This window comes from Actinomadura mexicana (genome assembly GCF_900188105.1).
Taxonomy (GTDB): Bacteria; Actinomycetota; Actinomycetes; order Streptosporangiales; family Streptosporangiaceae; genus Spirillospora; species Spirillospora mexicana.
On the sequence record NZ_FZNP01000007.1, the window covers coordinates 439,243 to 464,425 of the forward strand.

Below are 25,183 nucleotides of genomic sequence, written 5' to 3' on the forward strand. Positions count from 1 at the left end.
CGCTAGGCGAGCTCCTCGATGAAGGCGGCCAGCTGGGTCAGGTTCCGGCACTCGTACATGGGGACCAGCTCGCCGTAGCGGGACGCGGCGGAGTCGCCGGTGTCCCACTGGGCGCGCGGCTCGGGGTTGAGCCAGTAGGCGTGCCGGGCCCGGTCCGCCATCGACCGCACGATCGGCAGGGACAGCTCCCCGTAGTTGGACCGGGCGTCGCCGAGGATCAGCAGGGACGACCTCGGGGTGACGGCGTCGCGGTACCTGTCGTCGAACACCTTGAAGGCGTGGCCGTAGTTGGACCGGCCCGTGATCCACACGAGGTCGGCCTCGGCGGCGAGGCGGGTCATCGCGCCGGCGACGTCCGCGCCCGGCGCGAAGTACTTGGTGATCTCGTCGGTGGCGTCGATGAACGCGAACGCGCGGACCTTGCTGAACTGCTCCCGCAGCGCGAACGTCAGCAGCAGCGTGAAGTGCGCGAACGCCGACACCGAGTCGCTGGCGTCGCAGAGCACCACCAGCTCGGGCCGGTGCGGGCGCCGCGGCCGGTGGTGGGTGGTGAGCGGCACTCCCCCGCTCGCCAGGGACGCGCGGACCGTCCGGCGGAAGTCGAGCCGGCCCCGCCGCCCGCGGCGCTGCTTCTGGACGAGCCGGGACGCCAGCCTGCGCGCCAGCGGATACACCTCGCGGCGCAGCGCCTCCATCTCGGCGCGGGTCGCGCCGGCGAAGTCGAGCCGTTCCAGCGGGGGGCGGACGGCGATGCGGGCGGTCCGCTCGACGCCGGTGTCCTCGGCGATGCGGCGCCGCACCTCGCCCGCGACGAGGCCGGAGAAGCGGCCGATGCGGTCGCGGAACGTCCGGCGCGCGACGCGCTCGGCCATGCCGCCCCGCTCCCGCCCGGTCAGGACCGACTCCAGCAGCCGCGCCATCAGGGTCTCCGGCGACAGCGCGCTCAGCACGCCGGAGGAGAACCAGGACTCCTGCCCCGGCGTCCGGCCGTACTCGGCGACGGCCATCCGGGCGAACCGGCGCAGCCCCGCGTCGTCCCCGGACAGGAGCAGCTCTGCGAGCTCGTCCCGGCGCCGCTGCACCTGCGGGTCGAGCGCCGCCGGGATGGGACGTCCGTCGTCGTCCACCGTCCTCGCCGGGCGCTCGGGGCCGCGCGCCGCTCCCGCCCCGTCCCCGACGGCCGCCGGGAACCACAGGTCGAAGAGCGTGTCGAACGTCGCGCGGTGCTGGGGCCGCTTGACGACCGTCGCGGCGTAGGCGGCGCGCAGCGACTCGCGGTCGAGCAGGTCGACGGCCCGCACGGCGCGGACCGCGTCGAGGCCCTCGGCGACCGACACCGGAAGCCCGGCCCGCCGCAGCTCCGCGACGAACCCGGTGTGCCGGTCGACGAGTGAGGCCATGTCAGCCGCTCAGCCCGAGTTCCTTGGCGGCGCGCTCCTGGTCGGAGACGTGCTTGAGGACGACGCCGAGCGTGCGGGCCACGGCCGCCTCGTCCAGGTCGTCCAGGCCGAGGGCCAGCAGCGTGCGCGCCCAGTCGACGGTCTCCGCGATCGACGGCGCCTTTTTGATCTCCAGGTCGCGCAGGGTGCCGACGGTGCGGACCAGCTGCTCGGCCAGCTCCGCCTCGATGCCCGGCACCTGCGCGAGGACGATGTCGCGCTCCCGGTCGGGCGCCGGGTAGCCCAGGTGCAGGTAGAGGCAGCGGCGCTTGAGCGCCTCCGACAGCTCACGCGCCGCGTTCGAGGTGATCAGCACGAAGGGGCGGCGGACCGCCGAGACCGTCCCGAGCTCGGGGATCGTCACCTGGAAGTCCGACAGGATCTCCAGCAGCATGCCCTCGACCTCGACGTCGGCCTTGTCCGCCTCGTCGATGAGCAGGACGGTCGGGTCGCTGCGGCGGATCGCCGCCAGCAGCGGCCGCTCCAGCAGGAACTCCTCGGAGAAGATGTCGTCGTGGGTCTCCTCCCAGGCGCGGTCGGCGGGCGCGGCCTGGATCGCGAGGAGCTGCTTCTTGTAGTTGAACTCGTAGAGCGCGCGGGCCTCGTCCAGGCCCTCGTAGCACTGCAGCCGGATCAGCTCCGCACCGGTCGCCGCCGCCACGGCCTTGGCCAGCTCCGTCTTGCCGACGCCCGCCGGGCCCTCCACCAGCAGCGGCTTGCCGAGCGCCTGGGCCAGGAACACCGTCGTGGCGATCGCGTCGTCGGCGAGGTAGCGGACGCCGGCGAGCCTGCGCCCGGCGTCGGCGGGTGAGGCGAACATCGCGTCGGTCATCGCTTGCCCTTCCTCGCGGCGACCTTCTTGTAGGTCTGGTTGGTCCCGGCGAACACGAGCGACGCCTTGTCCTCGCTGAGGGCGACGCCCCAGTAGGACGCGGACTTGGGGTCGCCGCCGTTCCACGAGAAGCGGTACCTGCCGCCGCCCTCGGGGATGGCCGAGCCGCTCCACAGCTTCTGCCGGCCCCGCACCCACACGCCGCCGCCGTCGGCCCTGAACTGGAAGTAGTCCTTGGCCGTACCGACCCAGCGTCCCACCAGCGGCTTGACGTCGGCGGGCTTCACCGCCGGAAGCGGCGCCAGCGTCGTGGGCGGTGCGGACGGCGCCGCGTCCGCGGCCTGCTTCTCGCCGCCGCCGCAGCCCGCGAGGGCCAGCCCGGCCGCGACGGCACAGGCGGCGAGGACGGTCGAACGGGCCCGCACTGTCACGGAGACCTCCGGATTTCCTGGAACAGGAGCGGAATCCTACCTGCGCGTCCGCTCACACCTGAGGGGTAGCCGCCACATGGCACCGGGGGGTGACGCGGGCGCCGGCCCCGCCCGCCTATAACGGTGTCATGACGACCCCACGACTGCCTCGCGAGGACCTCACGGCGGCCATGGCGGCCCGGCGCGAGCTGGGGCCCGACTACGACGACGCCTTCCTCGAGTCGGTCGTCGACCGCATCGAGGAGACCCTCGACGCCCGCACCGCGGCGCCGCGCACCCGCCGCCGCGCCCCGGCGCCCGAACCCCGGCGCGGCGACCGCGATCACAGCCTGGCCATGGCGATACTGTCGCTGCTCGCCGCGATCCCGCTGAGCGCGATCGGCGTCGTCAACGCCGGCCTCCCCGGCCTCCTCATCGCCCTGGCCGGCATCGTCCTCATCAACCTCACCTACACCTTTCGGCCCAGATAGCCCCATGGGGGCGACCCCCTGGAACCCCCTTTGCAACGCAGGCGATCCTCACGCCGCCGTGACGGTTCACGGCGTCCGTGGCGGCCGTTGTGGCGTCGCTGCGGTCGCCTGCGTCGACGGGCAGGCGCGTTGCGCTCGCTGCGCTCGCTCCACGCGCCTGCCCGTGATGCGGGCTGATGCACCTGCCCTGACGAAGGTGAGGTTCATGCCTTGTCCGGGGGGCTGAGGTTCACGCCCTGTCGGGGGTTGAGGCTCTCGCCCTGTCGGGGTTGAGGTTCAGGTCCAGTCGGGGGTGCGGCTCGTGTCCGGGGTGGGTTACTTGCCTGGTTCGGGGTCTCGGGGGAGACCGAGGATGCGTTCGCCGATGATGTTCAGCTGCACCTCGGTGGTGCCGCCGTAGATGGTCATCGCGCGGCTGAACAGCATGGCGCGGCCCACGATGCCGCTCTCGGCCATCGGGACCTCGGTGGCCGCGGCCGCGCCCTGCGCCGCCCAGCAGTGGTCGGCGACGTCCTGGTTGAACTGGACGCCGAGCAGCTTGCGGACGCTGGCCTCCGCGCCCGGCTCCACGCCGTTCAGCTGCTTGAGCGTGGTGCGCAGGCCGAGCAGGTCGATCGACTGGCCCTGGGCGACGAGCCTGCCGACCTCGGCGGCCGCGACCGCGTCCAGGTCCCGGTTCGCGAAGAACCGCAGCAGCTCGGGGACGCCCATGCCGAGCCCGCCGCCGGTCGACAGCGACACCCGCTCGTTGGACAGGGTGTTGCGCGCGACCTGCCAGCCCCGGTTCACCTCGCCCACCACGCGGTCGTCGGGCACGAAGACGCCGTCCAGGAAGACCTCGTTGAACAGGGCGTCGCCGGTCAGCTCCCGCAGCGGGCGGACGTCCACTCCCTCGGACGCCATGTCCACGAGGAAGTAGGTGATGCCGTCGTGCTTGGCGGCGGTGGGGTCGGTGCGGGCGATGCAGAAGCCCCACTGGGCATGCTGGGCGAGCGACGTCCAGATCTTCTGGCCGGTGAGCCTCCAGCCGCCCTCGACCCGCTCGGCCTTCATCGACAGGGACGCCAGGTCCGAGCCGGCGCCCGGCTCGGAGAACAGCTGGCACCACACGATCTTCCCGCGCAGCGTCGGCCGCAGGAACCGCTCCTTCTGCTCGTCGGTCCCGTAGCGGACGAGCGAGGGCACCAGCCAGGCGCCGATCCCGAGATTCGGCGTCTTGACCTTGGCGGCCCTCAGCTCCTGCTGGATGAGGATCTGCTCGACCGGCCCGGCCTCGCGCCCCCAGGGCCTCGGGAAGTGCGGGACGGTCCAGCCCTCGTCGCCGAGGCGCTCGGCGAGCGCGTCCTTGTCCTCGATCGCGGCCAGCTCGGCGATCTCGGCGCGGATCCGCTCGCGCAGCGGCTGGGCGTCCTCGTCCAGCTCCAGCACGACCTCGCGGCGCCCGCCGTCCAGCGCGAGCGCGGCGACCTTGGCGGCCCAGCCCTTGGACGGGCCGAGCAGCGACCGCAGCGTGAGGGCGCGGCGCAGGTAGACGTGGGCGTCGTGCTCCCAGGTGAAGCCGATGCCGCCGAGGATCTGGATGGCGTCGCGGGCGGTCTGCACGCCGGCGTCCAGCGCGATGACGGCCGCCACGGCGGCGGCGAACCCGGCTTCCTCGGTGCCCTCGTCCAGGGAACGGGCGGCGTCCCACGCGGCGGCGCGGGCCTGCTCCAGCGCGATCAGGCTGCGGGCGGCCTTGTGCTTGACGCCCTGGAACTGCCCGATCGGGCGGCCGAACTGCTCGCGGACCTTGGCGTACTCGGCGGCGGTCGCCACCAGCCAGTCCGCCAGGCCCGCGGCCTCGGCGCCGAACAGCGCGGCGGCCAGGTCCCGGACCCGGCCGGTGGTGAGGCCGTCCAGGACGCGGTCGGCGGCGACGGCGGCGCCGGAGACCTCGACGGAGGCGACGCGGCGGACCCGGTCCAGGCTCGCCACCGGCGTGACGGCGAGGTCGGCCGCGTCCAGCGCGACCCACTGCTCGCCTTCGTCCACGGCGACCGGCAGGACGAGCACGTCGGCGAGCGCGGCACCGAGCACGGTGGCCGACGTTCCCGACACCACCAGCGAGTCGCCCTCGCGGCGGCCGGTCAGCTCGCCGTCCAGCGCGACGGCGGCCGTCCGCGACCCGTCGGCGAGGCCCGGGAGCAGCTCGGCGCGCAGCTTGGCGTTGCTGGAGGCGTCGATGACCGTGCTGGCGAGCACGGTCGGCAGGAACGGTCCGGGCGCGGCCGCGCGGCCCAGCTCCTCCAGCACGACCGACAGTTCCAGCAGGCCGAAGCCCTGCCCGCCGTGCTCCTCGTCCAGGTGCAGGCCCAGCAGGCCCTGCTCGGCGAGGGCCGGCCAGAACCCGGGCCTGGTCTCCTCTTCCGCGTCCAGCGCGGCCCGGACGGCCGTCGCCGGAATGTTGCGCTCGGCGAAGCCGCGCACCGATTCGGCGAGCGCCTCATGCTCCTCGGTCAGCCCGATGGCCATGCGTCAACCCTCTCTCGACCCTTTTGACCGAGATTCTAGAACAGCATTCGGATGTTGTGGGGACGCGGACCCGCTCTCAGCCCTCGCGTGTCGCCCGGGTCTCCGCCTCGGCGGCGGGCTCGGCCTTCGGGAGCGGCTCGCGGGACGGCCTGCGGCCGGCGGCGAGGCTGGCGACCGCGGTGGCGGCCAGCGTCCCGGCGATCACGGCGAGGGACAGCCAGATCGGGATGTCCGGCGCCCACCCGGCGCCGTACTCGTGCAGCGCGTGCAGGATCAGCTTGACGCCGATGAACCCGAGGATGAACGCCAGCCCGTGGCCGAGGTAGACGAGGCGGTCGGCGAGGCCGCCGAGCAGGAAGTACAGCTGGACCAGGCCCATCAGCGCGAACGCGTTGGCGGTGAAGACCAGGTACGCCTCGGTCGTCAGACCGAAGATCGCGGGGATGGAGTCCAGCGCGAACAGCACGTCGGTGGAGCCGATCGCGATCATGACGATGGCCATCGGGGTGACCAGCCGGCGCCCGTTCCGCCTGGTGAGGAACCGGCTGCCGTCGTACTCCTCCGACGTCGGGATGACGCGCTTGGCCCAGCGCAGCAGCGCGTTCTCCTTGAACTCGTCCTCGTCGCCGCCGCGGACCAGGCCGATCGCCGTCCAGATGAGGAACGCACCGAAGAGGAAGAACACCCAGGTGAAGGTCGCGATGGCGGCGGCGCCGACCGCGATGAACGCGCCGCGCAGCACCAGCGCGATCACGATGCCCGCCATCAGCACCGTGTGCTGGGCGTGCTTGGGCACGGCGAACCGGGCGAGGATCACCATGAACACGAAGAGGTTGTCGACGCTGAGGCTCTTCTCCATGACGAAGCCGCCGAAGTACTGCGCGGCGTACTCCCCGCCCGAGAACGCCCAGACGCCTAGCCCGAACAGCGCGGCCAGGCCGATGTAGACCACCGACCAGAACGCGGCGCGGCGAGTGGTGAACTCCCGCGTGTCGTTGCGGTGGATCAGGAACAGGTCGGCGGCGATGATCGCAAGGATCGCCGCGATGGTGAGGCCCCAGACGAGAGGGGAGACCGACAACGTGAACACCTCCGGCGGACATGAGACGAGCGCCGGAGGTCTCTCCCGCCCTGCGATCGGGTACGGGCCGCGGAACCCGGGCCGGCATGGGCCGACCGTATTGACGAGAACCGCGCGCGGGGATACTCCCCTCCGTTACCTGCTTCAACGCGGGCCGCGCCGGGGCGGTTCCCCTCCCCCGCGATTTTCCGGCCCGGTCTTCGAACCGGAGCCCGGGAGGAGGCGTCTAAGGTCCGGTCAGCTCCAGGTACAGCTCCGCCAGCTGGTCGACGGCGTCGTCCTCCCCGGGCAGCAGCGCCGACCGCCGGGCGGCGGCCGAGCCCAGCCGCGCCGCGAGCGCCGGGTCGTCCAGGACGCGGCTCACCGCGCGCCCGAGCGCCTCGGCGTCGTTCGCCGGCACCAGCAGCGCCGCGTCGGACTCGGGCCCCTGAAGCAGCGAGGCCCCCTCCTCCCGCTCCTCGGCGCCCACCATGCCGGGGATCCCGCCGACGCGGGTCGCGACCAGCGGCCGGCCCGCCCGCAGGATCTCCTGGACGACCAGCGGCTGCCCCTCCCACACGCTCGGCACGACCGCCACGTCGCAGGCGGCCAGCAGGCCGGCGACGTCGGAGCGGCGGCCGAGCAGCCGGACGGGCAGGTCCTCCGCCTCGATCCGGGCGCGCAGCCCGTCCTCCAGCGGCCCGTCGCCCGCGATGGCGACGAGCGGGGGCGGGGTGCGTCCCGCCCACGCCGCCGCGGCGTCCAGCAGCGTCGGCAGGCCCTTCTGCTCGGCGAGCCGGGCGACGGTGACGACCAGCGGCCGCTCCCCCGCGCCGATCTCGGCCCGCAGGCCGGCGCGGACGGCGGGGCCGGGCGGCGCCTGCGGTGCGGGCGCGGGGACGATCGCGTGCCCGACCGACCGGGCGCCGAGGGCCCGCATCCGCTCCTCCAGATCGGGCGAGACGCCGAGGACGCGGGTGGCGCCGCGCGCCACGACGCGTTCCAGCACCCCGTAGACCGCGGCCGTCCGGCCACCGGCGATGACGGCGTTGTGGAGCGTGACGACCAGGGGCGGGCCGCCCCGCGCGAACCGCAGCGGGCCCGGCACGACGCGCGCGCACGCCGCCACCGTGAGGGCCCCGGCGCGCAGGCCGTGGGCGTGGACGACGTCGGCGTCGCGCAGCAGCCGCCGCAGCCGGGCGACGGCCCTGGCGTCGCTCGCCGGGCGGGGCCGGTCGGCGAGGTCGACCTCGGCGAACCGGGCGCCGCCGGCGCCGAACCCGAACAGCTCGTCGGTGGCGGCGGGCCCGCACACCACCACGCGGGCGCCGCGCTCGACCAGGCCTTCGGCGACGGACCGGACGTGGCGGCCGACGCCGCCGGCGCTGGTGCCGAGGACGAGCGCGACGCGCAGCCCGTCCAGATCCTGCCTGTCAGACATTGCGGGTGACCTTCCGGCTGAGGACGGCCCGCAGGTCCCGGCCGTCGATCAAGAATGCGATGATCAGGAAGACTGCGCCGGCGACCAGCGCGGCGAGCGCCCCGGTCCCGACGTTACGCAGCTCGCCGGCCGGGCCCGTCCCGCCGAGGCCGAGCAGCGCGGCCGCCGCGTACCCGGCTGCGCCTCCGGCCGCGGCGCCGAGCAGCCCGGCGGCCAGGGCCCGCGGCACGCCGTGCACGGCCGCGGCGCCCCTCGCGCGCACCAGCGTCACGAGCAGCAGGGCGCCGGCGACCGTCATCCCGACGGCGTTGCCGACGCCGAGCGCCGCGACGACCCACTGCCGGTCGACCGACAGCACCAGCGCGACCTCCGCGACCATGACGACGATCCAGCCCGCGACGACGGCGGCCGCGCCCATCCGTCCCCGGTGGCACGCGTACAGGACGCGGCCGAGGTGCGCGACGAGACCGTAGCCGAGGAGGCCGGGCGCGAAAGCGAGCACCGCGCGCGACAGCACCTCCTGCTGGTCGGGGTGGCCGGGGTTGAACACCGCCGCGACGGGCACGGCGACGGCGGCCAGCGCGGCGGCCCCCGCGCACGACACCAGGATCACCGCGCGGGTCGTGGACGCGGTGACCTGGTCGAACCGGTCGTGGTCCGCCGCGCTCATCCGCGCCGACAGCAGCGGGAACGCGCTGGTCGCGATCGGCACCGCGAGGATCGCCCACGGCAGCAGGTAGATCGCCCACGCGTACTGGTAGTTGGCGAGCGCGCCGCGGGTGCCCTGCGAGCTGAGCCGGACCACCAGCAGCGTCGCCATCTGCTGCGCCGCGACCGTCGCGATCCCGGCCGCCGCGAGCCGCCGCACCCGCCGCGCCACCCCGTCGGGGAAGCGCAGGGTGGGCCGCAGCCGCAGGCGCAGGCGCCACGCGGCGAACGCGGCCGTGGCGGCCATCGCGACACCGCCGAGCGCCGTGCCGATCGCCAGCGTCAGCTCGGCTCCCAGCGGGAGCCCGGCCAGGTCGTTCTCGAAGCCCTTCCCGAGCGGCGCGTATACGAGGTAGGCGCCGATCACCACGAGGCTCGACACCAGCGGCGCGAGGGCGGGCGCGACGAACCGGCGGTGCGACTGCAGCAGCCCGTACAGCACGACCGCGATCCCGTACATCACCATCTGCACGGACTGGATCGCCAGCATGTCCCCGCCGACCCGCACGACCTCGCCGCGCGAGCACCCCTGCGGGTGCTCGGCCACCGCCAGCTCCATCAGGGGGTGGGCGAGCAGCGCCATCAGCGCCGACAGCGGCACCATCAGCACGACGATCCAGGTGAGCAGCGCCGCCCCGATCCGGCGGACCTCCTCGCGGTCGCCGCGCTCGGCGGGCCCGGCCAGCACCGGTACCACCATGCTGGCGAGGGCGCCGCCCGCGACGATCTCGTAGACGCTGCTGGGGAGCTGCGTGGCGCTGAAGTACGCCTGGCTGAGGCAGGACGTGGTGACGGTCTGGGAGAAGGCGTAGGTGCGCCCGAACCCGGCGAGCCGCGCCAGCACGGTGATGACGGCGATGACGACGGCGGCACCGGCCAGCCCGCCGGTCAGCCGGCGCGCGTCGGTCCGCCGCCGGGGCGGCGGTGGGGCTTCGGATGGGGGCACGGTAGGCGAAGGCACGCTCGTCGAGGTCTGCGGGGGGCGGGCGGTGGACTAGGCGGGGCCGGCGACGCCGTCGTCCGCAGAATCGGCCTGCGGCGGGACGGCCGGACGGTACGCGTCCTCGGTGTCGGGCTTCCCGGTCTCCCGCTGGACGGTCTCCTGCTCCCCGGCCTCCCGCCTCGCCGCCTCGGCGGGGGCCGGGGCGGGGACGGCGGCCGGGCGGCGGCCGAGCATGTCGACGCGGTTCAGCACCGGGTTGCCCGCGATGACCTTCGTGAAGCTGACGAACTCGCTGGCGGCGTTCAGCCCGGTGACCCCGGCGAGGACGGCGAGCCGCGGCCCCCGGCCGAGGCGGGTCGCGGCGAGGCCGAGCAGCGCGCCGAGCGCGTTGGCGCCGGTGTCGCCGAGCATCGCGCGCTCGCCGAGGTCCTCGGGCAGCAGCGCGGCGGCGGCGCCGAGCGGAGCGGAGACCACGGCGGAGCCGGAGCGGGTCAGCGCCAGCGGCGTCCCGGCGATGAGGCCGACCTTGACGGCCCGCCCGGGGCGCAGGTCGAACAGGTTCATCAGGTTCGCGGACCCGGCGATGACGGCGCCGTTGACGAGGACGTCGAACGCGCGGCCCGTCCGGGTCGGGGCGGGCGAACCGGCGACGGCGGCGGCGGCGAGCCCCGTCGCGCCGATGCCGAGGATCTTCACCGCGCCGCTGGTCACCTCGCCGCGCGCGAGCGCGGTCAGGTGGCCCTTGAAGCCGCGGGAGGACGCCGAACCGGCGAGGTCGTCGTAGCCGCCGAGAGCGCCGGAACCGGCGCCGGCCAGCAGTGCGGCGGCGCGGATCCGGCCGGTGGCGCCGGGGGCCAGCAGCCCGGCCGCGGCGGCGCCCGCGACGAACGCGGGGCCCTCCAGCAGCGTGACCGGCTCGCCGCGGTGGTTGGTGCGGCCCCAGACCTGCTCGCCGGGCAGCCCGTTCAGGCCGGGCTGGCGCCGCGTCAGCGCGGTGTAGGCGGCGCGCGCCGCCACCGCGCCGAGGCCGACGCCGGCCGCCAGCCGCCCGCTCCTGGCGATGCCTCGTCTCATCAGGTCACCCGTTCTCCGCCGTGGGCGCGGGCGAGGGCAGGTAGCCGCTCGCACCGGCGCCCGTGCCGTACTGCCCGGACTTGCCGCCGATCTCGTTCTGCAGCGCCAGGATCGTGACGACCTGGCCGGCCGCGGTGTCCACCACGTCGACGGTGGAGACCGCGTCGGCGGTGTCGGAGTCGCGCAGCGCCGCGATCAGCCCGCCCTCCTGCGCGGAGGTCGGCGGGCCACCGACGACGGTACCGCGCCCGGCGCCGTCGAGAGCGGAGGCCAGCGAGATCAGCGCCTTGTTGTCGTCGCCACCGCCCGCGTAGGCGTACGCGGCGGCGGGCGCGACCATCACGGCGAGGGTGGCGTGCTGGCCGGGCTTGCCGCTGGTGGTGACGTAGCCGGCCTGCTTGAAGCCGTTGAGGACGGCGCCTCCGGCGGCGTCCTCGCGGCCGGACTTGGCGGGGTCCCTGGTGACGAGCGCGCCCGCGAGGACGGCGCCGGCCTTGCCGTAGGCGCCCGCGTTCTCCGGGAACTTCACGTCCTCGGCCTTGAGCTGCGTGGCGAGCTCGTCGACGGTGGTCTGCTGGTCGTCGTCCAGGAGCTTCTTCTGGATCGTGACGCGCCCGGTGACGGCGGCGCCGGAGTCCTTGGCCAGCCGGCTGACCTGCTCGATGCTGTCGTTGCCGGCGCCGGGCGTCTCGATCAGCACCACGGACTGGCCCTTGAGCCGGTCGGCGACGATCTGCGGCGAGAGCGCCTTGGTGAACTGCTCCTCGCCGTCCAGCTGGTGCCGCAGGTCGCGCTGCGCGAGCCGCGCCTGCTGGGCCGTCTTGGCGGCCGAGTTGGCCTGCTGGCGCAGGGTGTCGCTCACCGAGTTGGACAGCGTGGTGGAGCCCAGCACGATGCCGAGCGCCAGCGCGAGGAAGATCGCGACGATGGAGACGAGGTGGTAGCGGAAATCGATCACGTGAAGAGTCCGGTCAGCCAGAAGAGGAAGGCGTGCCAGCGGTCGGCCAGCAGGGGACTGATGACGTCCCCCGCCGGGGACATGGCGACGGCGGTGACGATGGCGATGAACGCGCCGAGGACGAGGAACAGCAGCGACCAGGTGGAGATCCGGCTGCGGTAGAGCCTGCTGACGCCCTTGGCGTCGACGAGCTTGCTGCCGACGCGGAGCCGGGTGAGGAACGTGCTGGCCATGCCGGCGCGCCCCTTGTCGAAGAACTCCTCCATGTTGGCGTGCGTGCCGACCGCGACGATCAGGCTGGCGCCCTTGTCGTCGGCGAGGAGCATCGCGATGTCCTCGCTGGTGGCGGCGGCGGGGAACACCACGGCGTCCTTGCCGAGCTCGTGCACGCGCTTCAGGCCCGGCGCGCGGCCGTCCCGGTAGGCGTGCACGACGAGTTCGGCGCCGCAGGTGAGCGCGTCGTCGGAGACCGAGTCCATGTCCCCGACGATCATGTCGGGGCGGTAGCCGGCCTCCAGCAGCGCGTCGGCGCCGCCGTCCACGCCGATCAGCACGGGGCGGTACTCGCGGATGTAGGGGCGCAGGGTCGCGATGTCCTCGCGGTAGTGGTAGCCGCGCACGACGATCAGGGCGTGCCGCCCGGAGATCCTCGTGGCCACCTCGGGGACGCCGACGCCGTCGATGAGCAGGTCGCGCTCGCGCTTGACGTACTCCATCGTGTTGGCGACGAACGCCTCCAGCTGGGAGGCGAGCCCGGCCTTGGCCTCGGTCAGCGCCTCCTCGACGGACTCGGCGGTCTGCTCGGTGCCCTTGGCGACGACCTCCTCGCCCCGGTGCACGGCGGGCCCCTCGACGCGGACCTGGTCGCCCTCCTGCAGCTTGCTGAAGATCTCCGGGCCGACGTCGTCGACCAGCGGGATGCCGGCCTCGATCAGGATCTGCGGCCCGAGGTTCGGGTAGCGGCCCGAGATGCTGGGCGCGACGTTGACGACGGCGCCGACCTCGCGCGACACCAGCGCCTCGGCGCTGACGCGGTCGAGGTCGACGTGGTCGATCACCGCGACCTCGCCGGGCTGCAACCGCTTGGTGAGGTCCTTGGTGCGGCGGTCGAGCCGGACCGTGGCGCTGACCCCCGGCCGCCCGTCGTCGCGGCCGCGGCCCAGCGTGAGCACGCGCCGGGGCAGCCTCTGGGCCAGCCGTAGGCGCCGCTCTGCGGTGGGTGACGACTCGTTCATCAACTGCCATCCTGCCAGAGCACGGGAGCGGACGCCGGAAAGGCCGACGGTCCAGGCGTGTCCGTTCACGCACTCTCTGTAATCTTTGCCGGAGCGGGCGGCGGCCCGCGGCGGCGTTGACGTGGGGCCTTCGGCCGCCGCTACCGCTCCTCGGCGGCCATGGCGAGCAGTTCCTCGGCGTGCGCGCGGCCGAGCTCGGAGTCCTCCAGGCCGGCCAGCATCCGCGACAGCTCCCGGACGCGTCCCTCCCGGTCCAGGGCGGTGACGCCGCTGCTGGTGACGGTTCCGTCGTCGGACTTCTCCACCAGCAGGTGCTGGTCGGCGAACGCGGCGACCTGCGGCAGGTGCGTGACGACGATCACCTGGGCGTTGCGGGCCAGCCGCGCCAGCCGCCGCCCGATCTCGACCGCGGCCTTGCCGCCGACGCCCGCGTCGACCTCGTCGAACACGAACGTCGGGACGGGGTCGGCGCCCGCGAACACGACCTCGATCGCCAGCATCACGCGGGACAGCTCGCCGCCCGAGGCGCCCTTGTGCAGCGGCAGCGGCGGCGACCCCGGGTGCGGGGCGAGCCGGACCTCGACCTCGTCGGCGCCGTGCGGGCCGTGGTCGCCGGTCGGGGTGACGGTGACGGCGATGCGGGCGTGCGGCATCGCCAGCGCGGTCAGCTCCTCGGTGACGGCCTCGGAGAACCGCTCGGCGGCCCGGGTGCGGACCGCGGTCAGCTCCGCGGCCTCGGCGGCGAGCCGCTCGGTGAGCTCGGCGTGCTCGGAGCGCAGCTCGTCGATGCGGTCGTCGTCGCCCTCCAGCTCCGCGAGGCGGGCCGCGGACCTGCGCGCCCACTCCAGCACCTCGGTGATCTTCCCCTCCGTCCCGCCGTACTTGCGGGTCAGGGCGGTCAGCTCGGCGCGGCGCTCCTGGACGGCCGCGAGCCGCGCCGGGTCGGCGTCCACTGACTCGGCGTAGGACGCCAGGTCGGTGCCGACGTCGGAGACCAGGTAGCCGGCCTCGGCGAGCCGGTCGGCGAGCGCCGCGAGCTCCGGGTCGTGGTCGCGGACGGCGTCCAGCGCGTTGCGGGCCTGGCCGAGCAGGCCGGTCACGTTCGCGGCCTCGAACGCGGCGGCGGGGTCGCCTAGCAGTGCCTCGTGGGCGGTGTCGGCGGCGCCGCGCAGCGCGTCGGCGTGCCCGAGGCGCTCCTCCTCGGCGGCGAGGTCGGTGTCCTCGCCGTCCTTGGGGTCGACCTTCTCGATCTCCTCCAGGCCGAAGCGGAGCATCTCGGCCTCCTGGGCCCGCTCGCGCGCCCGCGTGGTCAGTTCCTCCAGCAGCGCGCTGACCTGGCGGTGCCGCTGGTAGGTCTTGGTGTAGGCGCGCATCGGCTTGGTCAGCGCGCCGCCCGCGTAGCGGTCGAGCGCACCGCGCTGGCGCGACGACTGCAGCAGCCGCTGCTGGTCGGACTGCCCGTGCACGGCGACCAGGTCGTCCGCCAGGGTGATCAGCACGCTGACGGGGACGGACCGGCCGCCGAGGAACGCGCGGGAGCGGCCCTCCGCCGACACCGAGCGCGTGACGATCAGGGCGCCGTCGTCCAGCTCGCCGCCGGCGTCCTCGACCCGCTCGACCACGCGGCCGCCCGGATCGACGACGATCCGGCCCTCCACCGTGGCGCGCCCCGCGCCGGGCCTGACCCGCTGCGGGTCGGCGCGGCCGCCGAACATCAGCCCGAGGCTGGTGACCACCATGGTCTTGCCCGCCCCGGTCTCCCCCGTCACCACGTTGAAGCCCGGCGACAGATCGAGCACGGCCTCGTCGATCACACCGAGGCCCTGGATCCGCACCTCATCGACCATCGGACGCACCAGCGTCACAACCCTCCGCAACCAGATCCCCGATCAGCGCCTGTGGAGATTATCCCCTCTGCCCGCCCGCCGCCTCCCCGTCCGGCCCCGAGGGCGCCCCCTGCGGCGGGAAGCCCGGGCCCGGGTATCCGGCGATGCCGCCGGCCGCCGGGGCGTCCCCGACCTGGGAGTCTCCGAGCGGCGGGGACGGCCGGGACGGCTGGCGGACCCGCCCGCGCCAGCCCGTCACGGGCAGCCCGAACTTGGTGACCAGCCGGTCGGTGAACGGGGTGAGGTGCAGCCGGGCGAGCCGCACCGGCTCCGCGCCGCGGCGAACCTCCACCCGCGCGCCGGGCGGCAGGTCGAGCGTGCGGCGCCCGTCGCACCACAGCACCGCGCGGGGCGTGTCCGGCAGCACCTCCACCGCGACCGACGAGCGCGGCGAGACCACCAGCGGGCGCGCGAACAGCGAGTGCGCGCTGATCGGCACGACGAGCATCGCCTCCACCTCCGGCCACACGACCGGGCCGCCGGCGGAGAAGGCGTACGCGGTGGAGCCGGTCGGGGTGGCGCACACCACACCGTCGCAGCCCCAGTTGGACAGCGGCCGGCCGTCGATCTCGGCGACGACCTCCAGCATCCGCTCCCGCTCGGACTTCTCGATGCTGGCCTCGTTCAGCGCCCACGTCGTGCCGAGTACGGTGCCGTTGAGGCGGGCGGTGACGTCGACGGTCATGCGCTCCTCGACGTCGTAGCGGCGGGTCATGACCCGGTCGACGGTCGCGGCGAGGTCCTCGCGCTCGGCCTCGGCGAGGAACCCGACGTGGCCGAGGTTGACGCCGAGCAGCGGCGTGCCCGAGCTGCGGGTGAGGTCGGCGGCGCGCAGCAGCGTCCCGTCGCCGCCGAGGACCATGACGACCTCGGCCTCGTCGGCGGCCGCGGCGGTGCTGGGCATGACCTCCACGCCCGTGCAGCCGATGTCGCCGGCCTCGCCGTCCAGGACCCGCACGCAGATCCCGGCCTCGCTGAGCCGCTCGATGACCAGCTGCGCGCTGCGGACCGCCTCGGGCCGCCCGGTGTGCGCCACGACCAGCACCGACCTTGTGCTCATGCTCTCGCCCCACTCCTCGACGCGCTCCGGCGTACGGACGTCTGGACAGACGTCCCCGCGCGGGACGTTCCCGGTTTCGCCGCCCTCTGTACGCGCGGTGCGCCGCCGCCGCTCACCGCGGGCCCTCCGCGATGGCCTTCGCCAGGGCCTCCTCGTCCAGCGGCGGCGCTCCCGCGCGCAGCCACAGGAAGTACTCCACGTTGCCGGACGGCCCCGGCAGCGGGCTCGCCGCCACCCCGAGGACGCCGAGGCCGAGCGTCGCCGCGTGCCCTGCCACCCCGCGCACCGCGTCGGCGCGCAGCTCCGGGTCGCGGACGACGCCGCCCGCGCCGACCCGGTCCTTGCCTACTTCGAACTGCGGTTTCACCATGACCGCGTAGTCGGCCTCGGAAGTCGCGCACCGCTGGGCCGGCCCGAGGACGAGCTTGAGCGAGATGAACGACAGGTCGCCGACGACGAGGCTCGGCGGCGCGCCGGCGAGCATCCCCGGCTCCAGGTCGCGGATGTTGACCCGCTCCAGGACGGTGACGCGGTCGTCGGTCCGCAGCGACCAGGCGATCTGCCCGTACCCGACGTCGACCGCGTACACGTGCGCCGCGCCCGCGCGCAGCAGGACGTCGGTGAACCCGCCGGTGGAGGCGCCCGCGTCCAGGCAGACCCGGCCCCGGGCGTCCAGGCCGGCGAACGCCTCCAGCGCGCCGGCGAGCTTGTGCCCGCCGCGCGAGACGTACTCCGGGCCGCCGCCGCCGTCGGCCACGACGATCGCGGCCCCGGCCTCGACCTGCGTGGCCGCCTTCGCCGCGGTCTGCCCGCCGACGCGGACCCGGCCGTCGCCGATCAGCTGCCCGGCCTGCTCCCGCGACCGGGCCAGCCCGCGGCGGACCAGTTCGGCGTCCAGGCGGCGCCGGCTACTCACGGGGGCGCAGGGCGTCGGGGAAGGCGGGCCGGGGCGGCGCGGGCCGCTCGTCCTGGCCGGCGGCCGCGAGGAGCTCCTGGAGCCGCTGGTGGACGTCCTCGAAGACCTCCACGTGCGCGGCGACGGGCCGCCCGCCGAGCCGGCCGAGGAGGGCGACGGCGGCGTCCACGCGCGGGTCGCCGGTCGGATCGGGCGGCGGCGCCGCCGGGAACTCCGGCTCCTCCGCGGCCTCGTCGGACATCACGTTTACCTCCCAGTGCTCCCGGAGCGCACGCGACGAGTCGCCTCCGGCTCACCATGAACGCTACCGTCCCTGAACGACATCGATGCCGGACGAACGGGGAACGGCCTGACCATGGCGAACGAGGAGGAGTGCCGTGCGGCGCTGGGGCGCGTCGCGGCGCGCCTGGCGGAGGTGGACGCCGACCGGCTCGCCGAGCACGTCGTGGAGCGGACGATCAGCTGCCGGGTCGCGGACCTCGGGCTGGCCTTCCGCAGCCGGCTCCACGGGGGCGGCCTCGACCCGTTCGAGCGCGACGAGGACCCCGGGGCCGCGCAGGTGCGCCTCACCGTGGACAGCGACGACCTCGTCGCGATGGCCTTCGACGAGCTGAGCCCGGCCAAGGCGTGGACCGCCGGCCGGCTGAAGATCGAGGCGAGCATCTTCGACCTTCTCCGGCTGCGCAAACTCCTCTGACCGGCGCCCGGCCGGCTCGCCGCCGGCGGTCCATGGGCCTCGGCCTCAGAGCGAGAGACTCTCCAGGGCCCCGGTGAGGGCCTCCGGAGGCGGCGGCTCCTCGCTCTCCCAGGCGGCGGACGCGAGGGCGCGGAGGCCGTCGTGGGGGTCGCCGGATCCGCTGAGCGCGAACGCTTCCCCGTCGCGGCGCGCCGTCCAGCCGCCGCACCGATGGGCGCCGTCCTCCCGGACGGTCTCCGGGTGCGGGACGAGCAGGCCGGACAGGTCCGGCGCGAGGTAGGTGGGGCGCCGGTGGGGCGGGGCGGTGAGCGCCTGGAGGTGGCCGGTGACGCCGGTGAAGACGAGGAGGCTGTCGGCGCCGCCGTTGTGGGCGCCCTCGATGTCGGTGTCGAGGCGGTCGCCGACCACCAGCGGCCGCTCGGCGCCGGTGCGCAGGATCGACTCCTGGTGCAGCGGCCGCTCGGGCTTGCCGGTGATGACCGGCTCCACGCCGGTGGCGGAGCTGATCACGCGGAGGAGGGCCCCGTTGCCCGGATGGGGAGGGCCTTCGCCGCCGGGGATGGTCAGGTCGCCGTTGGAGCCGACGAACAGGGCGCCCATGCTCACCGCCTGGGCGCCCTCGGACAGCAGCCCGTACCCGAGGCCGGGATGGAAGCCCTGCACGACGGCCGGGGGACGACGCGACGCGGTCGACACCGGGCGCAGACCTTGCTGGTGAAGGGCGTGACGCAATCCCGTTCCGCCCACCACGAGCACCTCCGACCCGGCGGGCAGGCGTTCGGCCAGCAGGCGGGCGGCGGCCTGCGCGGAGGTCACCACGTCCGACGCCTCGGCGGGGACGCCGACCTCGGTGAGCAGCGCCGCGACCGCCGAAGGCGTCCGCGACGCGTTGTTGGTCACGAACGCCAGCCGCTGCCCGGCCGCGCGCGCCTTCGCGAGCGACTCCGCCGCCGCGGGGACGGGCCTGCGGCCGACGTAGACGACCCCGTCCAGGTCGAGCAGGGCGACGTCGTACGCCTCGCTCAGGGGGCGGTCGCTGCCTTTCATCGCGCTCCTTATGCCGGTCATGCCTGCGATCGTACGGGGGTGTTACCGCCAGGTAATGGGTGGGTCAGCGCCGGGACGCGAGGGTGGCTCTGGCGTGCTGCAACGCCCGCGCGTAGTCCTTGTTCTCCGGGCGCATGGCCGCGGCGAGCGCGAGATGCTCGACGGCGGCCTCGAAGTCGCCCATCCGGCTGAGCGACAGCCCCAGCCCGAACCGTGCGTAGTCCTCGGCGGGCTCCTCCTCCACGATCCCGCGGAAGCTTGCGGCCGCCGCTCCGAACCGCCGCGCCCCGAACTGGGCGCGGGCGAGCGCCTCGCGGATGCTGTGCGACTGCGGCTCGGCCTCGGCCGCCCTGGTCAGCAGCTGCAACGCCGCCGCGGCGCTGCCCGCCCGCAGCAGTTCGAGGCCCCGCGTGTACCACTCGTAGACCCCGCCCCGCGGCGAGTCCGCATGCTCGGCCGCGTCCTCTCGTGGGGAATCCTCCGGCCGTCCGGGTCCTTGAGTACTCATGTGGACCTCCCCTCGGACATCGATCACTACGACCGTACCCGCCGCGGCACCGCACGCCCTCCGCTGAATACCATGCCCAGCGTGGACGACGACCTGTCCTCGGGTCTCGGCCCGGAGGAGTTCAGCGCACGCGTCTTCGGGACGGCGGCCCCGCGCACGGGCGGCGGCCTGGAGCTGGCCCCGTTCCGCGGCGTCCGCTTCGTCCCCGAGGTGGCCGGCGACCTGGCATCGGTGACCATGCCGCCGTACGACCTGATCGACGAGGCGGCGGCGCTGCGGCTGCTCGCGGAGGGCGGCCACAACATCATCCGGCTCAACCTCCCGCGCGCCGCCGGGGAGACCTACGACGCCGCCGGCCGGCGGCTGCGCCGCTGGCTGGACCGCGGCGCGCTCACCGTCGACCCGGAACCGGCCCTGTACGTCTACGAGGCGGCCCGCGGCGGGACCGTCCTGCAGCGCGGCCTGATCGGCGGCCTCGGCCTGCGCGCGGAGTCCGACGGCGTCGTGCTGCCGCACGAGAACGTCTTCCCCGGCCCGGTCCGCGACCGGCTCGCGCTGATGGCGGCGGCCAACGCCAACCTGGAGCCGATCTTCCTGGTGTACGAGGGCGGCGGGGACGCGGCCGGTGTCGTCGACCGCGCCGCGGCCGGGACCCCGCTGATGGAGTTCGACGCCGACGACGGGCTGACGCACCGGCTGTGGCGCCTCACCGACCCGGGCCTGCACGCGCGGGTGTCCGCCGACCTGCGCGGCAAGCAGGCCCTCATCGCGGACGGCCACCACCGCTACGCCACCTACCGCGCCCTCCAGGCACGCCGCCACGCGGCCGGCGACGGCCCCGGCCCCTGGGACGCCGGGCTGGCCCTGCTGGTCGACTCGACGCGCTACCCGCCGCATCTGGGCGCCATCCACCGCGTGCTTCCCGGGCTCCGGCCGGACGTCGCGTTGGACAAGGCCGGCCAGGTCTTCAGCGTGACCGGCTTCCCGGACGAGGGCGAGGCCTTGGAGGCGCTCACCCGCGCGGAGGGGCCCGCGTTCCTTCTCGGCGGCGGCGCCTCCCTGCACCTGCTCACCGGCCCAGATCCGGACGCCCTGCGCGAGGCCATGCCGCCCGAGCATTCCCCCCGCTGGCGGGCGCTCGACACCGCCGTCCTCGACCACCTGCTGATCGGCGGGGTGTGGGGCGTCCCGGAGAACGAGAACGCCATCGAGGTGGTGCACGACGACCCCTCCGCCGCCGTCGCCCGTGCCCGCCACAGCGGCGGGACGGCCGTGATCCTGAATCCGCTCAAGGTCGAGGACGTGCTGGCGGTCGCCGGCGGGGGCGAACGCGTGCCGCGCAAGTCCACCTCGTTCGGCCCCAAGCCCCGCACCGGCCTCGTCCTGCGGCTCCTCGACCCGGACGACCCGCAGGAGCCATGATCGGGGGATGGACACCACGACCACGATCACGCCGCTCGGCGGGGACGTCTACGAGATCGACACGCGGATGGCCGGATACACCGGCATCACCGCCGGATACCTGATCCTCTCCGACCGGCCATGCCTGGTGGAGCCGGGCACGTCCGGCTCGGCGCCCGTCGTGCAGGCCGCCCTTCGCGAGATGGGCGTGGGGCCGGACGATCTGGCGAGCGTCGTCGTGACGCACATCCACCTCGACCACGCGGGCGGCGTCGGCGACATCGCCGGCATGTACCCGCGCGCGGAGGTCGTCGTCCACGAGAAGGGCGCGCGCCACCTGGCGGACCCGTCCCGCCTCATGCGCAGCGCCCGCATGGTCTACGGGGACAGCCTCGACACCCTGTTCGGCGAGCTGAAGCCCACGGACGCCGCGCGGATCCGCGCCGTGGAGGACACCGGCGTGATCGACCTCGGCGGCGGGCGGCGGCTGGAGTCGCACTACTCCCCCGGCCACGCCAAGCACCACGTCGGGCTGGTCGACTCGCAGACCGGCGACCTCTACGTGGGCGACGCCGCCGGCATCTACGTCCCGGAGACGGCGGACGTGCTGCCCGCCACGCCGCCCCCGGACTTCGACCTCGACACGGCGCTGGAGTCGCTCGGCAGGTTCCGGTCGCTGGGCCCGCAGCGGCTGCTGTTCGCGCACTACGGGCCCGTGCGGGAGGTCGAGGACACGCTGGAGCGCTCGGCGGAGGAGCTGCGGATCTGGGTGGACACCGTCCGGCACGCCCGCGACCAGGGCCTGGACCTCGACCACGCCGTCGCGATGGTCGTCGACCGCACCAGGGGCCGCTACTCGTCCGTGGGCGACGGCATCGATCCCGAACTGGCCGCCAAGTACGAGATCCTCAACAGCGCCGAGAGCAACGTCGCCGGCATCATGCACGCCCTCGACCGGCACGCCTAGCGACGCGTCAGCGGCGGAACGGGCCGGTCACCTCGAAGGTGTAGCCGTCCGTCCCCGCCACGAACCCGCTCTTGCCGCGCTGGGACGAGAAGTACAGGCGCGACCCGTCCGGGCTGAACGCCGTCCCGGTGACCTCCGACTCGTCGTGGCCGACCACGCGCAGGAACGGCGTCACGACCCCCTCGGCGGTGATGAGGTTGATCTCCATGTTGTCGCCGTCCTCGGCGACGTAGAGGTCACCGGACGCCGTGGCGGTCACCGCGTCGACCCCGTGCAGGGGCGCCTCGCCGCTGGTGACGAGGTCGTCGTCGTAGGCGATGTCCAGCCGCGCGGCGGCCGCGTCGTACGCCCACACACGGTTGTCGCCCTTGGTGGTGAAGTAGCAGACGCCGCGCGTGTAGTAGCAGCCCTCACCGCCGTGGAAGCGCATGGCGCCGTCCACCTGGTCCCGGGTCGGAGTGAGCCACACCTGAGGGTTCGGCACCCTCGCCCATCGGACGGGGCCCGTTCCGGATCCGACCAGCACTTCGAGCGTCCCGGACGACAGGTCGCCCCAGGTCTGCGGCCGGAACCTGTAGAAGCAGCCGTCCGACTGGTCCTCGGTGAGGTAGACGGCCTTGCGCTCGGGGTCGGAGGCCGCCGCCTCGTGCTTGAACCGGCCCAGCGCCGGGCGGGACACCGCCCCCTTCTGGCCGCGCGGGTCCGTCTCGTGGACGAGGCCGAGGTCGTGCTCCTCGCACGACAGCCACGTCCCCCACGGCGTGGCCCCTCCGGAGCAGTTCAGCGAGGTGCCGTTCAGGATCCGGTACGCCGACGTGACCTTCCCGGACGCGTCGAACCTCATGGCCGACACCCCGCCCACCGCGGGCACCTCCGAGTTGCTGACGTAGATCCAGCCGTCCCCGTCGCGGAAGCACGCGCCACCGTCGGGGGCCGGATGCCAGGTGTACCTCGTCCCTTCGACGCGCTGGAGCGAGCGCGCCACGACCCGGCTGGTGAATCCCTGCGGCAACTGCACTCCGTTACCGTCCGCGGCGAGCAGCGGCCCGTACGGGCTCGGCCCGGGCTGCGCGGGCCCCGATGCGAAGGCCCGCTGCCACAGGGCGCCCGAGAAGGCGGTCGTCCCGCCGGCGACGGCGGCGGCGCGCAGGAACGTGCGTCGGTCCAAGGGCATGGCAACTCCAAAGAGTCTCCGCCGGACGCATCCGGCGGCCCCCCGAACGGCGCGGTCCCGTGAATATCCGGGAAAGCTACCCGCCAGTCAAGTACCGGAGGTCAGTCCGCCGGCGGGCGCTCCTCGTCGGCCCGCTTCGGCTCCAGGAAGACCGCAGGAGCCTTGGGCGCGCCCTCGTCCGGCGCGTCCCGCACCTCGGGCTCGGCGGGCCTGAACGCGATGTCGGTCGCCGACGCCTCGACAGAATCCGGCTCCTCCGCCTCAGCGGACTCCTCCGCCGACGCCTCAGCGGGTTCCAGCATTTCCGCCTCAGCAGACTCCTCCGCCAGCGCCTCAGCGGGTTCCAGCATTTCCGCCTCAGCAGACTCCTCCGCCGGCGCCTCGACGGAATCCGGCTCCTCCGCCCGAGCAGACTCCTCCAACGACACCTCGGCGGATTCCTCCGCCCGGATGTCGGCGAAGTCCTCGTCCTCTTCCGTGTCGAGGATCTGGAGGCCTTCGAGCTCGGCGTACCGCTCGGCCGCGTCGGTGTCCCCGTCGCGGTCGGCCGCGGCGGCCCGCGCGAACCAGTCGGACGCCTCGCCCTCGCGACCCGCCTCGACGAGCGCGTCCGCGTAGGCGTAGAACAGCCGCACCGACCACGGCCGGAGCCGCCGGTCGCGCAGCTCCGGAATCTGCAGGGTCACCACGGCCGCGTCGTTCTGGCCCATGTCGCGCCGCACGCCCGACTCCACGATGCGCAACTCCACGCGCCCCGTCGGGTCGAGCTTCTCCGCCTCCGGCGACTTGATCAGGTCGAGGGCGCGTTCGGGCCGTCCGAGACCGCGCTCGCAGTCGGCCATGACGGGCAGGTAGGAGTAGTCGCCGGCGCCGAGCCGGCGCGCGGCCCGCAGCTCGGCGAGCGCCTCCGCCCACTCGCCCCCGTGGTACGCCGCGATCCCGGCGGCCTCCCGCACGATCCCGACGCGGGACGCGAGCCGCCGCGCCGCCTTCGCGTGCCGGTAGGCCTGCTCGGGCTCGTCCTCGGCGAGGCGGCCCGCCATCACCAGGTGACGGGCGACCTTCGTCGCCAGTTCCTTCGGCAGCGTGCGCAGCTCCTCGCGGGCCTCCGCGTCCAGCTCGTCGCCGGTGACGTCGTCGGGCAGCAGCGGATCGTCATGCTTCGGCGCCGGACGCTCGCGCTCCTCGTACCGCGCCGGCCGGTCCCGGCGATCGCGAGGCGGCCCATAGGAGCGTTCGCCGTCCTGAGGGCGCCTCGGCCCGCCGCGCCCCTTGAACGGCTTGTCGCGCTCTCCTGGACGTCCTTCGCGCTGGCCTTCGAACCGCCGCCCGCCCGGACGACGCTCGTCGCGCTCATCGCGACGGCCCTTGAACGGACGATCCTGCGGACGTCCCGGGGAGCGACGCTCACCCTGGCCGCCACGCCCTTGGAATCCGCCTGGGCGCCCTTCCCGACGGGGCCCGCCGCCGCCCTGGCCCGCACGAGGCGCACGGTTGTCAGAGGGGCGGCCGTCGCGACGCTCGCCGCCCTGACCAGAGAAACGCCCCTCCTTGCGGTCGTCACGCGGCCCGGAGAACCGGCCTTCACGACGTTCGCCGCCCTGACCGCCCTCTCTGCGCTCACCGCGCGGCCCGGAGAACCGGCCTTCACGGCGCTCGCCACCCTGACCAGAGAACCCGCCTTCACGGCGCTTCCTGCCCTGACCAGAGAACCCGCCTTCACGGCGCTTCCCGCCCTGACCAGAGAACCCGCCTTCCTTGCGCTCGCCCCGCTGGCCGGAGAAACGACTGTCCCTGCGCTCACCGCGCGGCCCGGAAGAACGGCCTTCCTTTCGCTCGCCGCCCTGGCCGGAGATACGGCCTTCCTTACGCTCGCCGCGCTGGCCGGAGAATCGGTTCTCCGGGCGGCCTTCCCGCGATTCAGGACGCCGATCATCGCGGCGATCGTCGGAGCGCTTGAAGGGACGGCCGGGCTTGCGGTCATCGCGCTGTCCACGCGAGTCCCGCTCCTGCCTGCCACCGGGACGGCCGCGCCCGCTCTGCGGACTGCCGGCGCGGAACCCCCCGGCGCGGGGGCCACCGCTCTTGCGGGCCCCGGGCCCTCCCTGGCCGCCGCGGGCATCGCCCCCACGACGGGCCGGCGTGTCCCGTCGACCGTTACCGCCCCGCCGCTCGCGGTTGTCGTCGCTGCGGCCGTCCTCTTCCGCGCTCATCACGTCCGTCACTGTGCTTGATGGTGGTTCGGTGGACTCTTCAGCCTACTTCGGCGGACCCACGACATGCGTCGAGGGCCGCCCCCGCGAATTCCGGGGCGACCCTCGACCAATTCAAGTCCGGCGGTGTCCTACTCTCCCACACGGTCTCCCATGCAGTACCATCGGCGCTGAAGGGCTTAACTTCCGGGTTCGGGATGGGACCGGGTGTT

At 74.4% G+C, this 25,183-nt stretch carries 22 protein-coding genes, 1 rRNA gene and 1 pseudogene; 5 read left to right on the forward strand and 19 right to left on the reverse strand.

Going from position 1 to position 25,183, the window contains the following annotated elements; translation table 11 throughout:
• Positions 1-2: 2 nt before the first annotated feature.
• The 3 genes from CHC11_RS20830 to CHC11_RS20840 are packed head-to-tail and all read right to left on the reverse strand — an operon-like array spanning position 3 to position 2,702.
• Positions 3-1,400, reverse strand: a complete 1,398-nt coding sequence (locus CHC11_RS20830; RefSeq protein WP_089313411.1) for a VWA domain-containing protein — start codon at positions 1,398-1,400, stop codon at positions 3-5.
• Between the two features lies 1 nt (position 1,401).
• Positions 1,402-2,271: an AAA family ATPase gene (locus tag CHC11_RS20835; protein WP_089313412.1), complete on the reverse strand. Its 870-nt coding sequence runs from the start codon at positions 2,269-2,271 to the stop codon at positions 1,402-1,404.
• On the reverse strand, positions 2,268-2,702 hold the full coding sequence (locus tag CHC11_RS20840) for a hypothetical protein (protein WP_245919501.1): 435 nt from the start codon (positions 2,700-2,702) through the stop codon (positions 2,268-2,270). Before CHC11_RS20840 ends, CHC11_RS20835 begins: the two co-directional genes overlap by 4 nt.
• 128 nt (positions 2,703-2,830) lie before the next feature.
• On the opposite strand from CHC11_RS20840, the gene CHC11_RS20845 reads away from it, so the two are divergent.
• A complete protein-coding gene (locus CHC11_RS20845) occupies positions 2,831-3,172 on the forward strand; it encodes a hypothetical protein (RefSeq protein ID WP_143227177.1) in 342 nt (113 codons plus the stop codon).
• Between the two features lie 315 nt (positions 3,173-3,487).
• Here CHC11_RS20845 and CHC11_RS20850 read toward each other — a convergent pair whose 3' ends face one another.
• The 11 genes and pseudogenes from CHC11_RS20850 to CHC11_RS20900 all read right to left on the reverse strand — a co-directional run bounded on the left by CHC11_RS20850 (position 3,488) and on the right by CHC11_RS20900 (position 17,205).
• Positions 3,488-5,683 carry an acyl-CoA dehydrogenase family protein gene (locus tag CHC11_RS20850; RefSeq protein WP_089313415.1) on the reverse strand — a complete coding sequence of 732 codons (2,196 nt, stop codon included), beginning with the start codon at positions 5,681-5,683 and terminating at the stop codon, positions 3,488-3,490.
• 76 nt (positions 5,684-5,759) lie between these two features.
• A complete protein-coding gene (locus tag CHC11_RS20855; RefSeq protein WP_089313481.1) occupies positions 5,760-6,764 on the reverse strand; it encodes a TerC family protein in 1,005 nt (334 codons plus the stop codon).
• 226 nt (positions 6,765-6,990) lie between these two features.
• Positions 6,991-8,184: a glycosyltransferase gene (locus CHC11_RS20860; protein ID WP_179278915.1), complete on the reverse strand. Its 1,194-nt coding sequence runs from the start codon at positions 8,182-8,184 to the stop codon at positions 6,991-6,993.
• Positions 8,177-9,838, reverse strand: coding sequence for a murein biosynthesis integral membrane protein MurJ (gene murJ, locus CHC11_RS20865; protein WP_089313416.1), 1,662 nt, complete (start codon positions 9,836-9,838; stop codon positions 8,177-8,179). Before murJ ends, CHC11_RS20860 begins: the two co-directional genes overlap by 8 nt.
• Positions 9,839-9,886: 48 nt before the next feature.
• Positions 9,887-10,909 carry a hypothetical protein gene (locus CHC11_RS20870; RefSeq protein ID WP_245919503.1) on the reverse strand — a complete coding sequence of 341 codons (1,023 nt, stop codon included), beginning with the start codon at positions 10,907-10,909 and terminating at the stop codon, positions 9,887-9,889.
• A 4-nt stretch (positions 10,910-10,913) separates the two neighbouring features.
• The gene (locus tag CHC11_RS20875) at positions 10,914-11,867 is read right to left on the reverse strand and encodes a copper transporter (RefSeq protein ID WP_089313417.1); all 954 of its coding nucleotides are present in this window, start codon (positions 11,865-11,867) and stop codon (positions 10,914-10,916) included.
• Positions 11,864-13,102, reverse strand: coding sequence for a putative cytokinetic ring protein SteA (gene steA, locus CHC11_RS20880; RefSeq protein WP_089313418.1), 1,239 nt, complete (start codon positions 13,100-13,102; stop codon positions 11,864-11,866). The genes CHC11_RS20875 and steA overlap by 4 nt, the downstream gene beginning before the upstream one ends.
• A gap of 140 nt (positions 13,103-13,242) precedes the next feature.
• Positions 13,243-14,949: a DNA repair protein RecN gene (gene recN, locus CHC11_RS20885; protein ID WP_089313483.1), complete on the reverse strand. Its 1,707-nt coding sequence runs from the start codon at positions 14,947-14,949 to the stop codon at positions 13,243-13,245.
• 211 nt (positions 14,950-15,160) lie between these two features.
• Positions 15,161-16,048: pseudogene (locus CHC11_RS20890) on the reverse strand (NAD kinase); the annotation flags it as partial.
• Between the two features lie 112 nt (positions 16,049-16,160).
• Positions 16,161-16,964 carry a TlyA family RNA methyltransferase gene (locus CHC11_RS20895; protein ID WP_089313420.1) on the reverse strand — a complete coding sequence of 268 codons (804 nt, stop codon included), beginning with the start codon at positions 16,962-16,964 and terminating at the stop codon, positions 16,161-16,163.
• Positions 16,957-17,205, reverse strand: a complete 249-nt coding sequence (locus CHC11_RS20900) for a hypothetical protein (protein WP_089313421.1) — start codon at positions 17,203-17,205, stop codon at positions 16,957-16,959. Before CHC11_RS20900 ends, CHC11_RS20895 begins: the two co-directional genes overlap by 8 nt.
• Before the next feature lie 114 nt (positions 17,206-17,319).
• Between CHC11_RS20900 and CHC11_RS20905 the strand changes: the two genes are divergently transcribed.
• A complete protein-coding gene (locus tag CHC11_RS20905) occupies positions 17,320-17,661 on the forward strand; it encodes an SCP2 sterol-binding domain-containing protein (protein WP_089313422.1) in 342 nt (113 codons plus the stop codon).
• A 45-nt stretch (positions 17,662-17,706) separates the two neighbouring features.
• Here the strand turns inward: CHC11_RS20905 and CHC11_RS20910 are convergent, their stop codons facing one another.
• Together CHC11_RS20910 and CHC11_RS20915 are read right to left on the reverse strand one after the other, a co-directional pair.
• The gene (locus tag CHC11_RS20910; RefSeq protein ID WP_089313423.1) at positions 17,707-18,708 is read right to left on the reverse strand and encodes an HAD-IIA family hydrolase; all 1,002 of its coding nucleotides are present in this window, start codon (positions 18,706-18,708) and stop codon (positions 17,707-17,709) included.
• Between the two features lie 64 nt (positions 18,709-18,772).
• Positions 18,773-19,216: a tetratricopeptide repeat protein gene (locus tag CHC11_RS20915; protein WP_089313424.1), complete on the reverse strand. Its 444-nt coding sequence runs from the start codon at positions 19,214-19,216 to the stop codon at positions 18,773-18,775.
• Positions 19,217-19,288: 72 nt separating this feature from the next.
• On the opposite strand from CHC11_RS20915, the gene CHC11_RS20920 reads away from it, so the two are divergent.
• Both CHC11_RS20920 and CHC11_RS20925 read left to right on the forward strand, forming a co-directional pair.
• On the forward strand, positions 19,289-20,638 hold the full coding sequence (locus CHC11_RS20920) for a DUF1015 family protein (protein ID WP_089313484.1): 1,350 nt from the start codon (positions 19,289-19,291) through the stop codon (positions 20,636-20,638).
• Positions 20,639-20,645: 7 nt separating this feature from the next.
• A complete protein-coding gene (locus CHC11_RS20925; RefSeq protein ID WP_089313425.1) occupies positions 20,646-21,584 on the forward strand; it encodes an MBL fold metallo-hydrolase in 939 nt (312 codons plus the stop codon).
• Positions 21,585-21,591: 7 nt separating this feature from the next.
• Here the strand turns inward: CHC11_RS20925 and CHC11_RS20930 are convergent, their stop codons facing one another.
• Positions 21,592-22,758, reverse strand: a complete 1,167-nt coding sequence (locus tag CHC11_RS20930; protein WP_089313426.1) for an alkaline phosphatase PhoX — start codon at positions 22,756-22,758, stop codon at positions 21,592-21,594.
• A gap of 101 nt (positions 22,759-22,859) precedes the next feature.
• On the reverse strand, positions 22,860-23,801 hold the full coding sequence (locus CHC11_RS20935) for a hypothetical protein (RefSeq protein WP_245919517.1): 942 nt from the start codon (positions 23,799-23,801) through the stop codon (positions 22,860-22,862).
• A gap of 6 nt (positions 23,802-23,807) precedes the next feature.
• On the opposite strand from CHC11_RS20935, the gene CHC11_RS41440 reads away from it, so the two are divergent.
• The gene (locus CHC11_RS41440) at positions 23,808-24,992 is read left to right on the forward strand and encodes a hypothetical protein (protein ID WP_179278895.1); all 1,185 of its coding nucleotides are present in this window, start codon (positions 23,808-23,810) and stop codon (positions 24,990-24,992) included.
• 97 nt (positions 24,993-25,089) lie between these two features.
• Here CHC11_RS41440 and rrf read toward each other — a convergent pair.
• A 5S ribosomal RNA gene (rrf, locus tag CHC11_RS20940) occupies positions 25,090-25,183 on the reverse strand; the annotation flags it as partial.